Annotated in this window: 13 protein-coding genes; 3 read left to right on the forward strand and 10 right to left on the reverse strand. The window is 71.5% G+C overall.

Annotated features, from left to right (window positions below):
* Positions 1–60: 60 nt before the first annotated feature.
* Positions 61–894, reverse strand: coding sequence for an ABC transporter ATP-binding protein (locus tag OG622_RS30535; RefSeq protein WP_371584274.1), 834 nt, complete (start codon positions 892–894; stop codon positions 61–63).
* A 16-nt stretch (positions 895–910) separates the two neighbouring features.
* Entirely contained in the window at positions 911–1858 is a 948-nt protein-coding gene (locus OG622_RS30540; protein ID WP_371579828.1) for an ABC transporter permease, read from the reverse strand.
* A 232-nt stretch (positions 1859–2090) separates the two neighbouring features.
* Here OG622_RS30540 and OG622_RS30545 point away from each other — a divergent pair, with 232 nt between their 5' ends.
* Both OG622_RS30545 and OG622_RS30550 read left to right on the forward strand, forming a co-directional pair.
* Complete coding sequence (locus tag OG622_RS30545) at positions 2091–2729, forward strand: TetR/AcrR family transcriptional regulator (RefSeq protein WP_371579829.1); 639 nt, start codon at positions 2091–2093, stop codon at positions 2727–2729.
* Positions 2730–2930: 201 nt separating this feature from the next.
* The gene (locus OG622_RS30550) at positions 2931–3365 is read left to right on the forward strand and encodes a DUF6174 domain-containing protein (protein ID WP_371584275.1); all 435 of its coding nucleotides are present in this window, start codon (positions 2931–2933) and stop codon (positions 3363–3365) included.
* Between the two features lie 244 nt (positions 3366–3609).
* Here OG622_RS30550 and OG622_RS30555 read toward each other — a convergent pair whose 3' ends face one another.
* From OG622_RS30555 to OG622_RS30580, 6 genes are all read right to left on the reverse strand, one after another.
* Positions 3610–4239, reverse strand: a complete 630-nt coding sequence (locus OG622_RS30555; RefSeq protein ID WP_371584276.1) for a hypothetical protein — start codon at positions 4237–4239, stop codon at positions 3610–3612.
* A 20-nt stretch (positions 4240–4259) separates the two neighbouring features.
* Positions 4260–6710 (reverse strand): hypothetical protein, encoded by a 2451-nt coding sequence (locus OG622_RS30560; RefSeq protein WP_371579830.1) that lies wholly within the window; start codon positions 6708–6710, stop codon positions 4260–4262.
* The gene (locus OG622_RS30565; protein WP_037703663.1) at positions 6707–7141 is read right to left on the reverse strand and encodes a DUF6507 family protein; all 435 of its coding nucleotides are present in this window, start codon (positions 7139–7141) and stop codon (positions 6707–6709) included. Before OG622_RS30565 ends, OG622_RS30560 begins: the two co-directional genes overlap by 4 nt.
* A gap of 189 nt (positions 7142–7330) precedes the next feature.
* On the reverse strand, positions 7331–8314 hold the full coding sequence (galE, locus tag OG622_RS30570; protein WP_371579831.1) for a UDP-glucose 4-epimerase GalE: 984 nt from the start codon (positions 8312–8314) through the stop codon (positions 7331–7333).
* A 163-nt stretch (positions 8315–8477) separates the two neighbouring features.
* The gene (locus OG622_RS30575) at positions 8478–10082 is read right to left on the reverse strand and encodes a glycosyltransferase family 2 protein (protein WP_371579832.1); all 1605 of its coding nucleotides are present in this window, start codon (positions 10080–10082) and stop codon (positions 8478–8480) included.
* A gap of 183 nt (positions 10083–10265) precedes the next feature.
* Positions 10266–10781 carry a MarR family winged helix-turn-helix transcriptional regulator gene (locus OG622_RS30580; protein ID WP_371579833.1) on the reverse strand — a complete coding sequence of 172 codons (516 nt, stop codon included), beginning with the start codon at positions 10779–10781 and terminating at the stop codon, positions 10266–10268.
* A 129-nt stretch (positions 10782–10910) separates the two neighbouring features.
* On the opposite strand from OG622_RS30580, the gene OG622_RS30585 reads away from it, so the two are divergent.
* The gene (locus tag OG622_RS30585) at positions 10911–11324 is read left to right on the forward strand and encodes an organic hydroperoxide resistance protein (protein WP_371579834.1); all 414 of its coding nucleotides are present in this window, start codon (positions 10911–10913) and stop codon (positions 11322–11324) included.
* A 123-nt stretch (positions 11325–11447) separates the two neighbouring features.
* On the opposite strand, the gene OG622_RS30590 is transcribed toward OG622_RS30585, so the two are convergent.
* Both OG622_RS30590 and OG622_RS30595 read right to left on the reverse strand, forming a co-directional pair.
* Positions 11448–13181, reverse strand: a complete 1734-nt coding sequence (locus OG622_RS30590) for a hypothetical protein (RefSeq protein WP_371579835.1) — start codon at positions 13179–13181, stop codon at positions 11448–11450.
* 39 nt (positions 13182–13220) lie between these two features.
* Entirely contained in the window at positions 13221–14489 is a 1269-nt protein-coding gene (locus tag OG622_RS30595; RefSeq protein ID WP_371584277.1) for a hypothetical protein, read from the reverse strand.
* Positions 14490–14507 lie beyond the last annotated feature (18 nt).

The following is a 14507-nucleotide window of genomic DNA, read 5'->3' on the forward strand; positions in this document are numbered from 1 at the left end:
ATGTCTTCGGGTGCCTGCGGTGTCTTTGGATGCCTGCGATGTCTTCGGATGCCTTCGGTGCTACTTCTTCCCGCCGGTGAACTTCTCGTACTCCTTCAGCACCTCGTCCGTGGGCCCGTCCAGGCGAAGCTCCCCCCGCTCCAGCCACAGCACCCGGTCGCACGTGTCCCGGATCGACTTGTTGTTGTGGCTGACGAGGAAGACCGTGCCGGCGTGCTTCCGCAGCTCACGGATCCGCGCCTCGGACCGCTTCTGGAAGGAGCGGTCGCCCGTGGCCAGGGCCTCGTCGATCAGCAGGACGTCGTGGTCCTTGGCGGCGGCGATGGAGAACCGCAGCCGCGCCGCCATTCCGGAGGAGTAGGTGCGCATGGGGAGCGTGATGAAGTCCCCTTTCTCGTTGATGCCCGAGAAGTCGACGATCTGCTCGTACCGCTCCTTCACCTGCTCCCGCGACATCCCCATGGCGAGCCCGCCGAGGTGGACGTTCCGCTCACCCGTGAGGTCGTTCATCAGGGCCGCGTTCACGCCGAGCAGGGACGGCTGGCCGTCGGTGTAGATGCGGCCGTTCTCGACGGGGAGCAGCCCGGCGACGGCCTTGAGGAGGGTCGACTTGCCGGAGCCGTTGGTGCCGATGAGCCCGACGGCCTCGCCCCGGTACGCGGTGAAGGACACGTTCCGTACGGCGTGCACCTTGCGCACGCCGGACGCCTTCTCGGTCTTCTTCCGCCGCAGGATGCGGTTGAGCGCGGCGGTGGCGGTGCCGCGCCCGGCACCGGTTCCGTTGACGCGGTAGACGATGTCGACGCCGTCGACGACGACGGTGGGGACGAGTTCGGCGGGGACGTCCGGGGCCGCCTCCCGGCGCGTGCCCGGAACGGTGGAGGTGGAGGTGATGGTGATGGTGTCGATGTCAGCCACGGCCGTACGTCTCCTCAGCCTTCCAGAAGTAGATGAACCCGCCGACGCCCGCGAGGAGCGCCCAGCCCGCTGCGATCGCCCATACGTGCGACGGCAGTTGACCCGCGTGGAAGCTGTCGATCAACGCGAAGCGCATGAGGTCGATGTAGACGGCGGCGGGGTTGCACTCCAGCAGGACGTGCACGAAGGCCGGCAGGTCCCGGTCGGCGAGGATGCGGTCCATGCTGAACATCACGCCCGACGCGTACATCCAGGTACGCAGCACGAACGGCATCAGCTGCGCGATGTCGGGGGTCTTGGCGCCGATCCGCGCCATCACCATCGCGACCCCTGCGTTGAACACGAACTGAAGCGTCAGCGCGGGGATGATCAGCAGCCATGACAGGGCGACCGGCACTCCGAACGCCAGCAGGATCACGACCAGCGCGGCCATGGAGAACAGCAGCTGCTGGAGCTGCTGCAGGCAGTACGACAGGGGCAGCGAGGCCCGGGGGAAGTGCAGCGCCCGGACGAGACCGAGGCTGCCGGATATGGCCCGGGTGCCCGCCATGATCGAGCTCTGGGTGAAGGTCCACACGAACACGCCGGTCACGAGGAACGGGACGTAGTCCGGCACGCCCTTCTTGGTGCCCATGAGCAGGCCGAAGATCAGGTAGTAGACCGCCGCGTTGAGCAGCGGGTTCGCGACCTGCCAGACCTGGCCCAGCTTCGCCTGGCTGTACTGCGCGGTCAGCTTCGCCGTGGCGAAGGCGGTGATGAAGTGCCGTCTGGCCCACAGCTGCCGTACGTACGCGCCGAGGGAGGGGCGGGCCCCGCTGACGCTGAGGCCGTACCGCTCGGCGAGCTGGGCGGGGGTCTCGGCGGGGGTGCCACGGTCGGCCGGAGCGGCCGGGGGGTGGGCCGCCGTGAGGGCTGGCGGTGTGTGGAGGACCTGGCTCACTTCCGCTGCTTTCGCTGGTGGGGGCGTCCCGCGTACGCGCGTATTCGATGGTGCGAACTCGATGGTGCGAACTTGATGGTGCGACTGTCGGGCGTCTCATGCGTCACATGCTTCTTACGCCGCCCTTGCCCTGCTCTTACGTCGGGACGGGACCGTATCGTCGCAACGCGAGAGTAAGCCGAGTTGACGTCGGAACGCAACCGTTTCGTCGTCACGCCCTATGCTGTGAGCCATGACGACGAACGCCGGCCCCTCCGAAGCGCAGCCGCCGCCACGGCCGCGCCGCCGGGCCCCCGCCGGGGCGGCCGTGCTCCGGGAGGACGTGACCGAGGCGATCAGGGCGGCGGTCTTCGAGGAACTGGCGGCCGTCGGCTACGCCCGGATGTCCATCGAGGGGATCGCCCGCCGCGCCGGCGTCGGCAAGACGGCGGTGTACCGGCGCTGGCGCTCCAAGCTGCACCTGGTGCTGGACCTGGTCTCGGCGGTGGCGGTCCAGGGCCTGCCGGTGCCGGACACGGGCTCGCTGGAGGGCGACCTCCGACTGCTGTACGAGGTCACGTCCCGTGCCCTGCGCCACCCGGTCGCCGGCCAGATCATCCCCGACCTCCAGGCCGAGGCCGCCCGCAACCCGGAGATCGCCGAGGCCATGCAGAAGGCGTTGCGGGAGGGCCAGCAGAGCGTGGCCACCGGGATCGTCGCGGCCGCGGTCGCGCGGGGCGAGGTCCGGGAGGGTGTGGACGAGGACCTGGCCCTGGACGTGATCTCCGGGCCGCTGTACTGGCGGTCGGTGGTCGTCCGGGCGCCGAAGCTGCCGAAGGGGTATCTGGAGAGTCTGACCCGGGCCACGGCCGCGGCGCTGCGGGCGTTGTAGGGGCGCCGCCGGTACGGCACCGGTACGGCACCGGTACGAACGCCGGTGCGGGGCCGGTACCGAGAGCGCGGGAAGCGGAGCGACCGAACCTTTCGGTGGCGGGCGGCGTCATACTCACAGCCGCTCAAGAATGGGGTCGCCGTGACTCTCGTACGTTCCCGTGCTCGTTCCGCGCTCTTAGCCGCCGCGTTGACCGCGGGGATGGTGGGGGCGACCGTCGCATGTGACGGCGAGACGTCTCCTCCCGAAGCGACCGGGGGAGCGTCGCCGAGGGGCACCACGGCGCGGAGCAACATCACGTGGCACGAGCCTGCCTCGTACGTCTACACACTCACGTCGACTTCACAGGTCCTGGCGGGGAGCTTCCGTGTGACGGTCCGTGACGGCAAGGTCGTCAAGGCTGTCGGCCTCGACGACGACAGTCGGTGGACGGTGGAGCGGGGACCTGAACGAATCCCCAAGATCGGCGACCTGCTGGACAGGCTGGAGAAGGCCTGGGACGAGCGGGCGGACACGGCGGAGGTGGAGTACGCCGTCGGCGGGTATCCCTCGCGGATCACCCTGGACGTGGACAAGGACGCCATCGATGACGAGGCCGAGTACGTCATCAGCGCCTACGAACCGGGCGACGGCTGAGGGCTGCCATGACCGTGACCCTGACAAGGGCTGTCACGACCGTCATGTGGCGGCCCTGACGCGGAAAACGACCAGTGGGCGTCCTGGGCCGCCAACGGCGTTGCCAGACGGACGAGTTGCGTTTCGCGGCACGCGTTTCCCGAATCCCGGGAGGGGGCTGGTCCGAGGCGGGGAAGGGGCAGGCGCGCTCGCGGCGGGCGGGCCGCGCGCCCTCCATCGGTGGCGTGCGGCCCGGCGGCGTGGGTCAGAGGAGGTCGGTCAGGTCCGGGCCTCGGTCGTCGATCACGTCCGGGGCCTTGATGCCGTGGCCCTCGGCGGCGCCGAAGTATGTCGGGTCGCCGGGCTCGGCGGGGACGCCCAGGAGCGTGTCGAGCGAGTGGAGGGCCGCCGAGAGGCGTGGGGCGTTCTGCCTCTCGACGTCAGGATGCGGCTCGCCCCGGAAGTCGAAGGGGCCCCAGATGTCGTGGAAGACCGCCAGTTCCGCCCAGATGCCGGGCGCGTCGGGAGCCACCGTCAACTCGACCAGCCGGTGTTCCCCGCGCTTCTCGCCCGTCGCGTCGATCCAGGTCCCGGAACCCACGACGAGAATGCTCCCGACCGACGCGGTGGGGAAACCGACGGGGCGGCTCCGCTCGACACGCTCGGGTACCTCCTCGTCGTCGATCGGACCCTGGAGCGAGAGGCGGGTGATGAGCCCGGTGCCGCCGCTGCCGTACACGAACCAGTCCCATTCGAGGCTGTCGGGTACGAGCAGCTCGTGCTCGCGCAGCACGGCGCACATCCTGGCCGCCACGGACAGCGCGGACTCCAGGCCGGGGGGTGCGAACTCGTCGAGCTCCCACGTCCACGACGCACATTCCTTCGGGGCGCGCATGAGAAGGGACACGGAATTCCTCACGGATAAGTCGGGCCGTTGGCGGGGATGGTGATCGAGCCGTCCTGGAAACGCAGTTCGAAGGTGGCGTTGGTCCTTCGCGCGTATCCCTCGACGGACCTCAGGATGTCATCGGTGACGGCGCCCTTCACGTCGTGGATGTCGAGAATGGCGACCTTCTGACCCGCGATCTCTCCGGCGAGCTGCTTGATGGCGATCTTCTTGGCGGCGGAGTTGATGCCCGCGACCGACTGCACGTCCTTGAGCTGTACGCCGTACACGATCTCGTCGCCCGACCTGACCAGTACGTCCAGGTCCAGTTTGTCGCCCGGCGCCTTGAACTCGAAGGCCACGTCCTTGACGCCCCGGGCGTGCAGATCCGCCGCGTGCTCCATGGCCATGTGCACCGAGGGCGTCATGTCTCCCTGCTTGACCTGGAGGAGAAGGTCCTTGTAGCCGGGCATGCCCGCGAGATCCCCACGGGCGATGTGGTCCGCGATGCCGGACCCGTAAGGGCTCTTGCGCATCTGGGTGAGCATGCGCTCCAGGTCCTGCGGCTTCAGCTTGGCCTGGTTGAGCTGGTTCAGTACCGCGGCCTCCTGGTCCGGCTTCATGGGGCCGGTGGGAGGCGGGGGAGTCGCGTCACCCTCGCTGAAGTCGGGCTTGCCGGGGCCGTCGCCGCCGCCGGGGCCGTCACCACCGGGGCCGTCACCACCGGGTCCGTCGCCTCCGCCGGGGCCGTCACCGCCGCCAGGCCCGTCGCCGCCGCCGGGTCCGTCCCCGCCGCCGCCGGGTCCGTCCCCGCCTCCGCCGGGTCCGTCACCGTGGCCACCGCCACCGCCCCCGCCGGGTCCGTCACCGTGGCTACCGCCACCCGGTGTTTCGGTGTGGCTTCCCGAGGGGCCCTCCGCACGTCCACCCGGCAGCCCGTCGTCGCCTGCCCGTCCGGTACCGCCGAGGTCGTCGCCCGCGCGCCCCGTGCCGCTGACGTCGTCCCCCGCGCGTCCGACGGCACCGAGGCCGTCCCCGCCCCGCCCGACAGCCGCCGTACCGTCGCCCACCTTCGCGCCGGCCCCCACCAGCTCCGGCGCGGGACGCGAGACATCGACGCCCCGCTCGGCCGCGGTCCCCTCGTGCTTGATGCCGTCCAGGGACTCCCGGACCGTGCCGTCGGCGTTGTGCACGACCAGGGTGTCGGTGTCGAGGTAGACGACCTCGCCCTTGGGCGTCTCCATGCGGACGCTGTTCTCGGGGGTCAGGCCGGCCGGCAGATCGTCCGTGATCCTGGGTGCGTCGGCGATCTGGTACGTGCCCTCGCCGAGCTTGATGTGCGTGCCGTCGGTGATGCCGCGCAGGCTCGCCATGACGTCGCTGATCTTCACCGCCGTCGCGCCGACACCCTTGGTGATGTACGTCATCGGGTCGACGATCCTGCCGGCCTTGCCCGCGAACGAGATGGCCTTGGCGATGGCGCCCGCCTTGCCGGCGCCGGAGACCGCTCCGCCCGCGCCACCCGTGAAGATCGTGGTCACGATGTTGAAGGTCACCGCACCGGCCGCCCGCGACGGGTTCTTGCCCCACTCGTCGTAGGCGATGAGCGCCTTGCCGGTCTCCACGACGGCCGTGCGGGAGTCGCGGATCCAGGAGGGCAACTTGTCGTCGGGAGTGAGCCAGAACGCGGCGCCGGTCACCGGGTTGGACATGATGACGATGCCGGTGGCGAGCTTGCCGAGGCCGACCCAGGCCTGGCCCGCCGCGTCCCAGCCGTTGACGCCCACCAGGGTGCCGAGGCCCTTGATCGTTCCCCACACCCCGTCGACGACGAAGCCGACCGCGAAGTCCCAGACGTGCTCGTGGATGTAGTACCAGGGGTTGGACTCCTCGACCGGGTCGCCCCAGGGCAGACCGCCGGCGTTGTTGAGGTCCTCACCCCGGTAGCCGTACATGTTCTCTTTGTTCGAGCCGTCGTTGACGACGAGCGCCTCGCCGCCCACCAGCGCGACGATCTTGTTGTAGCAGTCGCGTTCGGCGGCCTGGAAGGCGGCGAACGCGGCGTTGATGTCCGAGCGGCGGTTGTTGTTCTCCTCGACGAGGTCGCCGTCGGCACGCCACTCGTCGTCGCCCTCGATCTTCTGGCGGAAGGCGATCGCGTCCTGGCGGAGCTGGTCGAACTTCTGCTTGAGGGGGCCGACGGCCGCGGCGTACGTGTCCAGCGCCGAGGCCACGGTCTCCAGTTCCGTGGCGAACTCGTCGCCCTTGGCCGCCACCGGCGCGGTCGTCGCGAACAGCGCTTCCGCCTCGGGCGCCTTGTAGTACGCGGAGAGGCCGCCGAAGCGGGTGTGGATCGCCGAGCCCGAGTCCTTCAGTGAGGTGCCGGCCGTGCGGACGCCCGTGATGTTCTGGTCGAGCAGCTCCAGGTTGCCGGTGAACTCGGGGACCTCCTCCGGGATGACGGGGATGTCGTCGCTCACTTCGGCCCCTGCCCGCCGTTGCCGTCGACACCCGGCGGGGGTGGCACCACCGTCGCCTTGAGGGCGTTGGCCTGCTGCACGGCGGCCATGTCCAGGTCGCCCGTGACATACGCGTTGGTGGCCTTGGCCGCGCCCTGCACGGAGTCGATGGTCCGCTGCGCCATGTACGCCAGCTTCTGCTGCCGCTCCTGCAGGTACTTGCTCAGCGCCGCCGCGACCGGGCCGACCGGCACGCGTGGCGTGCCCGTGGCGACCGGCCCGATCATGGGCCCGCTGAACTGCCCGCCCGGTACGGCCGTACCGGCCGACTCGGCCGCGCTCGCCATGTTCGACACCAGCGAGTTGGCGGCCTTCTCCAGGCCGCCCGCCGCCTCACCGGTCGAGTTCAGCGTGGTCTGCACGTTGATCGGATCGATGTCCCATGCCGGCATCGCCGCTACCCCCGTAACGCCCTGTCGGATACGTCGTACGTCGCTTGCTCGTCGTGCGCTTGCTCGTCGTGCGCTTGCTCGTCGTGAAGTTGCTCGTCGTGCTTCTCGTACTCGTTGTTCGCTTCCCTCAGTACACACGCGCAAACGACACCGAACAGTTCCCGCAGTGCGTCGATCCAGTCACATCCCTTACCGCGCGGGGTGGTTCAGCGCCCAGCCCGCCCACGCCGACGCGATCATGTCCTCGACGCCGTACCGCGCCTTCCAGCCCAGCTCGGCGGCGATCCGGTCCGCCGAGGCGACGACGCGCGCGGGGTCGCCGGGCCGCCGGTCGACGACCACGGGCGGCAGGTCGTGGCCGGTGAGCGCGTTGATCCGGTCGATCATCTCGCGCACGGAGACGCCGTCCCCGCGCCCGATGTTCAGGGTGAGGTCCGTGCCCGGCGCCTCGCGCAGCCGTCGCGCGGTCGCCACATGGGCCTCCGCGAGGTCGACGACGTGGATGTAGTCCCGGACGCAGGTCCCGTCGGGGGTCGGGTAGTCGGCGCCGAAGATCTGCGGCGGGGCACCCTCGGAGAGCTTCTCGAAGACCATGGGGACGAGGTTGAAGACGCCGGTGTCGGCCAGTTCGGGGGTCGCGGCCCCCGCCACGTTGAAGTAGCGGAGGGAGGCCGTCGACAGGCCTTTCGCCCGGCCCGTGGCCCGTACCAGCCACTCGCCGACCAGCTTGGTCTCGCCGTACGGGCTCATCGGCAGGCACGGCGTCTCCTCGGTGACCAGGGCCCCGTCCCGCGCGGCGGAGGGCATGCCGTACACGGCGGCGGAGGACGAGAAGACGAAGGACGCGACCCCGGCGTCCGTGCCGGCCGACAGCAGGGTGCGCAGGCCCTCGACGTTCTCCCGGTAGTAGTGCAGGGGCAGTTCGACGGACTCGCCGACCTGCTTCTTCGCCGCGAGGTGGACGACGCCGGTGACACCCCGGTCCCGGATCACCCGGGCCAGCCGCTCCCCGTCGAGGGTGGAACCGATCTCCAACGGCACGCCCCCGGGCACCCGTTCGGCGACCCCCGTGGACAGGTCGTCGTAGACGACGGCCTCCTCGCCCGCGTCGAGCATCGCGCGCACCACATGCGCCCCGATGTATCCGGCGCCACCGGTGATCAGCCAGGTCATGGACGACCGTCCTCTCGTAGTCATGGCGATGCCATGGCGATGTCATGGTGATGTCTTGGGGATGATGGTCAGGGCGATGACGCAGGTGCATGGACCCGATACGGGCGCGCCCGTGCGCGCAGGTTCATGCAGCTGGTCCCTGCAGCTGCAATCGGGTCGGCCATCAGTGAAGCAGGCGTTTGAGGCGACGGCGTACGACTTCGGTCAATCCTCGCCAACCGGGCGCGAGTCGTAGCGCGAGCGCCCCCGCATGGGTCGCGTACGGCTGCACGAGGAGCACTCCGTGGCGTGTGCTCGGCAGTGCGCTCCGGCGCAGCAGACCGGCGCCCGCGAGGGCGTGCGCGGTGGTCTCCCGGTGGCCGCCGTCCGCGAAGCGCAGCCGCAACCGGAGGTCCCAGGTGCCGCTGCCCAGCGCGGTCAGGTCCATCGGGACGTCCGCCGTCCAGCTGTCGAACTCCGTCTCGGCCGCGAGGGGCGCTGTGCCGGCGAACCCCACCCGCCCGTCCTTACGTTCGGTGAACTCCACCTCCACGCTCTCTGGCCCCGCCTCCGCCATCCGTCCGTACAGCTCGTGCAGCCGCAGCCGGAGCACCGTCCCCCGCGCGCGTGGCCGCAGTTCCGCGTCGACGGCGGCGGGCAGCAGGTGCACGGGACGGACGAGGAGGTGGTCCAGCTCCACCTGGGGCAGGTCGGCGGACCAGACGGGGGAGCCGTCGCCCGCGCGCGCGTAGGGCGGGGTCAGCCGGGCCGGACGGGCCGCGATCTCCTTGAGGCGGGCCAGGTCGCGCGGCTCCTCGGCGGCGAGGACCACCCGGGCGACGACCCGGCCGGGCGCGGGCGCCTGCGCGAAGTCGCCCTCGTCGAAGGCGGCCAGGTGCGCGCGCGTCAGGGCCCACCACTCACGCCGGTACTCCGTGCCGCGCAGGTCCAGCTCGCGCGCGTACATCCGCAGCGAGTGGTCGAGGAAGCGCGTCCGCGTGGCCCGCGCGAGCTGCTTCTCGCCGGCGCCCAGCAGGATGTCGTACGACAGGCGGTCGGCCTCTGTTCGGGCCCGCCAGTTGGCGATGCCGGAGCGGTCCAGGGAGATGGACAGCCGGGCCGCCGACCGGCGCACGTTCCAGACGTACACCGGCTCGGGGACGAGCGCGACGCGCGGTACGGCGGCCAGTACGCGCGCGCCGAACACGAAGTCCTCGTACGGGAAGCGGCCCTCGGGGAAGCGGATCGCGTGGTCGCGCAGAAAGGTGGTGCGGTAGAGCTTGTTGACGCAGAGGGTGTCGTGCGCCAGGCGTACGCGCCGGGACGGGTCCTCCACCAGTGTGCGCCGGGCGTACAGCTCGGGCTGCCACGGGGTCTCCCGGCCGGACGGCAGCTCCCTGCGCACGCACAGCCCCGACGCGACCGGCGCGTCGTGCTCCAGGGCGGCGCCCAGCAGCGCGTCCACGGCACCGGGCGGCAGTACGTCGTCGCTGTCCAGGAACATCACGTACGGCGAGGTCGCGGCGTCCAGCCCGTCGTTGCGCGGGGTGCCGCAGCCGCCGCTGTTGGACTGGCGCCGCATCACCCGCAGACGGGGCTCGTCCTCGGCCAGCCGCTCCAGCAGCTCCCCGCTGTCGTCCGTCGAGCAGTCGTCGACCGCGATCACCTCACGGACGGCCGGCCCCTGCGCGAGCGCCGAGCGCACGGCGTCCGCCACATGGGCGGCGTCGTCGTACCCGATGACGACGACGGAGACCTGCGCCTGCGCCTGCGTCTGCTGAAGAGCCATGGTTGCCCCGCACCTGTGAGAGGTATGTGTGCAATCTTCCCTTAAGGGCGGCTTCGCGGCCCCGTGGGGAAGATGGTGCGGGGGAGGTAGGGGTTCCGTCCGGGGTGGTGGGATTCCGTCGCCACGCGAGGGTGGCTCGAACCTGCCGGACGGCTCGGATCGATCGCACGGGCGGGGTGACGCCTAGCTCGCGGGCTCCTCCGGGGCCGCTTCGTCCAGCGCGGCCGTCAGGCGGTCCAGGCGGTCGCGCAGCTCGCGGATCTCGTCGAGGTCGAAGCTCGTCGCGGAGACGATCCGGCGCGGCACGGCCAGCGCGCGCTCGCGCAGGGCGGTGCCCTCCTCGGTCGGCCGCACCATCACCGACCGCTCGTCGCGGGCGCTGCGCTCACGCCGTACGAGGCCGGCCGCCTCCAGGCGCTTGAGCAGCGGCGACAGGGTCCCGGAGTCGAGCCGCAGATGCTCGCCCAGCTTCTTCACGGGCAGCTCGCCCTGCTCCCAGAGCACCAGCATCACCAGGTACTGGGGGTAGGTGATCCCCAGGTCCTTCAGGACCACGCGGTAGACGCTGTTGAAGGCGCGCGAGGCGGCGTGCAGGGAGAAGCAGATCTGCCGGTCGAGACGGAGGAAGTCCTCCTCGGAGATCTGCCCGGAGAACTCCTCGGAGATCCCCTCGGGCATGGGGGCGGCACTCGTGGTCATGGCTCCAGGGTAACGCCTGTCCGCCATTTAGTTGTAGGCAATTGAATTGTGTGCTCTACTTAGGTCCGTGAACGGCGGTCGGACCGGACCGCCGGACGTGACATGACCTGTGAAACGGATGGTTCTCCCATGGACGCGCTCTACACCGCTGTCGCCACCGCCACCCACGGCCGCGAAGGTCGCGCCGTCAGCAACGACGGCAAGCTCGACCTCGACCTGGCCCTCCCGGTGGAGATGGGCGGCAACGGCCAGGGCACCAACCCGGAGCAGCTCTTCGCCGCCGGCTACTCCGCCTGTTTCGCCAGTGCCCTCGGCCTCGTCGGCCGCGCCGCCAAGGTCGACGTCAGTGACGCCGCCGTGACCGCCGAGGTCGGCATAGGCAAGCAGGGCGAGGGCTTCGCCCTCAAGGTCACCCTCCGCGTCGAGCTCCCCGACTCCGTCGACGAGGCCACCGGCCGCAAGCTCGTCGAGCAGGCCCACCAGGTCTGCCCCTACTCCAACGCCACCCGCAACAACGTCCCGGTCGAGCTGGTCGTCGAGTAGGTCCGTCGGGCCGGGAAGGGCCCACACCTGCGGGGCGCGAGGCTGTGTCGACACGCGGCTCGCCCGCGCGGGTGCGATCAGCCCCACCGGCCGTCACGTCGCGGATCGCTCCTGCCCCCCTCCCTACGGAGCGATCCGCGCCAGCACCTCCCCGGTCCGAGGACTCCAGTCCACGACCACCGCCTCCTCCGGCACCTTCCGCCACCGAGTGAGCAACAGCCACCTCACGCCGTACCGCCGCGCGACGACCCCCCGCAGACCACGAGTCGACGCGGGGTCGAGGTAGTTCCGGACATCGGCGATCCGCCGCACCCGCTTCCCTTCCTGCAACGCGGGATCGGGCCAGGCGGGCGCCACCACGTTCACTCCGTACCCCGCGATCGAACGCCCCGCGAAGTACCCGTCGGCGATCAGCACCTCCCCCGCCCGCACATGCCGCGCCGCCCACTCGTACGAAGGCCACCGCGGCGGCTGTTCGAAGCCGACGGGGTCGAGCGCGGCCGGTACGACCGCACCGGCGTGCACCGTGAGAAACCCCGCGCACGCCCCCACGACCGCCGCACCCCCCAGCGCCCGCCGCGCACGCCTCCACGGCCGGGGGGCCGCCAGCTCCACCGCCAGGGCGAGCTGCGCGGACACGGCCGCAAGCACCGGGCCGTACGTCGGGTGCCCGCCGACCCAGCCGTACGCCACCACCAGGCACCCCGCCGCGCACATCAGCACCAGCGGATCCCTGAGGGACCGGCGCCCCCGTGCCCACAGCGCCGGCAGCCCGAGCAGCGCCGGCCAGAGATGGCCGGCCATGTCCTCGTAGCGGAGCCGGTGGATGCCGTCCACGCCCGCGCCTCCGGCCGGCGACAGGACGTCGTAGTACGGCCAGGAGGCCGCGACCGCCAGGGCGACCGTGACCGTCAGCGCCCAGCGCCCCACCAGCGGCCCCCGCCACCCGCGCTGCCTGGCCGCCACGATCGCCAGGGCCCCGGCGACCGAAGCCACGGCCGTGATCGGATGGACCAGCAGGATCAGCCCGTACAGCGCGCCGAGCCCGGCGTACGCCCCCACGCTGCCGAGGCCGCTCGGCCCGACGTACCGCACCCGCCGCTCGCACCCGCCGCCACGCGCGCGTACCCCCGTCCACGCCCATGCCCAGAACGTCAGCCCGATGGCGAACGCCGACGGACGGCCGAGGTTCGTCGTCATCGACATCAGCCCGAGGCCGTCGCTCCACGGGGCCCGCTCGGTGCCCCACGGCAACGTCATGAACAGCAGCGCGAGGACCGGCGCCCACGGCCGGGGCGTCAGCACGCGCGCGAAACGGCCGACCCCGGTGAGCAGCACCAGCAGGTTCACCGGCCCGGCGAGCTTCACCATCGACCAGCCGCTCAGCCCGGTCAGCCGCGCGAGGACACCTTGGGCGACCGCGTACGGGGAGTAGTACGGGCTGCCCGTGCCCGGCAGGGCGGCGGTCGGGTGGGCCGGGTGCAGCAGGTCCCAGCGGAGCCGTTCGACGACCGCCGCGTGCAGACCGGCGTCGCAGCACAGCGGCACCCGCCAGTACGCCAGCGTCATCACCAGCCAGAACAGCCCGCCCACGACGAGATACGGGGTCGGCCGCCGGGTCAGCCAGGTACGGCCGCCGCGCAGGGCGATGGCCCCGAGCGCGGCACGCGGGCGGCTCCGGTCCTCCGGACGCCGGCCGGGAGTAGCGGCGTCCGGAGAACCGGAGCCGGGTCCCGAGCCGAAACCGGAGTCGGAGCCGGATTCGAAACCGGAGTCGGAGCCAGGCTGGGAGCCGGATTCGGAGCCGGACTCGGATTCGGAACCGGAACTGTGATCGGCCTGGGCTGTATGGGGCATCTAGCGCGTATTCCCGGTATCGCCGTGCGGGTCAGCCGCTCAGCTCGCGCTCACCACATCGAGTGAGCTTCGGGGAGCCGTGACGCGCTCCAGCAGCAGGGGCAGCCCCAGCACCGGCAGCAGCCACGCCACCACGATCAGCCGGTCGCCCCAGATGGTGATGTCCGGGTGCCCGGCCTGGTTGAGGATCCCCGTGAACGCGCCCGCGATCACGAACCATCCGAACACCGGCCGCTGCCGCAGCGCGCCCCAGGTGCCCGCGACCAGCGCGGCCGGGAACAGCGGCTGGGTGAGCTGCCGACGCCCCCACTCCACCCAGAACCGGAACTCCAGACGCAGGAACTCCGGCCACGGCCCGGCCCGGTCGGGGCGGGTGAAGTGGTCGGTGAGCAGGTCCTGAAGGCTCTCGGTGGACGCCGGGTAGTGCAGCAGCCAGGCGAGCGCCGGCGTGCACACCGCCGCGCCCGCCGACACCGCCCCGACGGCCCGCACCCACGACTGGACCGGCTCGCGCCCCTCTCGTTCACCACCGCGTACGCGCCGCACGGCGACCACCGCGCACGCCCCCGCCAGGCACACCCCGAGGAACAGCGCCTGCGAGTGCTTCACCGTGAACAGCGCCGACAGGGCACCGCCCACCAGCAGCACCCCCGCCCGCACCCGCCCTTCCCTCGCCAGCGCGCATCCCCACAGCGCCGCCAGTGTCAGGGCCAGCAGCAGACCCTCGGTCATGGGCCGCATGGCGGTCGCGCCGCACGGGAGGACGTAGTACAGGGCCTGGCCGGTGAGGGCGACGGGGGTAGGGGCGCGGACGGCGCGCAGGACGAGGAAGGCCAGTACGCCCCCGGCCGCCGCGATCAGCACGCTCGCCAGCCACACGCCCCACATGACCCCGAACACCGCGACGAACGGCGTCAGCAGCAGCGGATACCCGGGCCGCACCTCGAAGATCCGCTGGAACCGCTCCGAGGCGAACGGCGCGACATGGCCGCCGCTCCGCCCGGCGGTCAGTCGCCGGTCCACCTTCCGCCACAGTTCCCGGCGGCACTCCTCGGCGACCCGTGCGGCCGGGCTCGGCGCGCGGAACCGCACCACGTCCACGCTCTGCTTCCGCTCGGCCGTCGCCGCCCGGCTCCCGCAGTAGTGGTCGATGGTCCCGGCCGCCGACTCCCGCATGCCCGCGCCGCCCAGAGTCAGGGCGTACGAGACGTAGTTCCTGGTGTCGGGGGTGACGCGCCCGGTGACGCTCGCGAGCTGGAGCAGTGCGAAACCGGCGGCGAGCAGCAGCACCCACGCCCGCGCCCTCATGACCGTGCCTTCACGACC

Origin of the sequence: Streptomyces sp. NBC_01314 (assembly GCF_041435215.1) — a bacterium.
Lineage (GTDB): Bacteria > Actinomycetota > Actinomycetes > Streptomycetales > Streptomycetaceae > Streptomyces.

Excerpts from the sequence above, each read along its gene's own strand:
- OG622_RS30545 (WP_371579829.1), top strand. The coding sequence starts at position 2,091 with ATGACGACGAACGCCGGCCCCTCCGAAGCGCAGCCGCCGCCACGGCCG.
- OG622_RS30550 (WP_371584275.1), top strand. The coding sequence starts at position 2,931 with ATGGTGGGGGCGACCGTCGCATGTGACGGCGAGACGTCTCCTCCCGAA.
- OG622_RS30555 (WP_371584276.1), bottom strand. The coding sequence starts at position 4,239 with ATGCGCGCCCCGAAGGAATGTGCGTCGTGGACGTGGGAGCTCGACGAG.
- OG622_RS30565 (WP_037703663.1), bottom strand. The coding sequence starts at position 7,141 with ATGCCGGCATGGGACATCGATCCGATCAACGTGCAGACCACGCTGAAC.
- galE (WP_371579831.1), bottom strand. The coding sequence starts at position 8,314 with ATGACCTGGCTGATCACCGGTGGCGCCGGATACATCGGGGCGCATGTG.
- OG622_RS30575 (WP_371579832.1), bottom strand. The coding sequence starts at position 10,082 with ATGGCTCTTCAGCAGACGCAGGCGCAGGCGCAGGTCTCCGTCGTCGTC.
- OG622_RS30580 (WP_371579833.1), bottom strand. The coding sequence starts at position 10,781 with ATGACCACGAGTGCCGCCCCCATGCCCGAGGGGATCTCCGAGGAGTTC.
- OG622_RS30585 (WP_371579834.1), top strand. The coding sequence starts at position 10,911 with ATGGACGCGCTCTACACCGCTGTCGCCACCGCCACCCACGGCCGCGAA.
- OG622_RS30590 (WP_371579835.1), bottom strand. The coding sequence starts at position 13,181 with ATGCCCCATACAGCCCAGGCCGATCACAGTTCCGGTTCCGAATCCGAG.
- OG622_RS30595 (WP_371584277.1), bottom strand. The coding sequence starts at position 14,489 with ATGAGGGCGCGGGCGTGGGTGCTGCTGCTCGCCGCCGGTTTCGCACTG.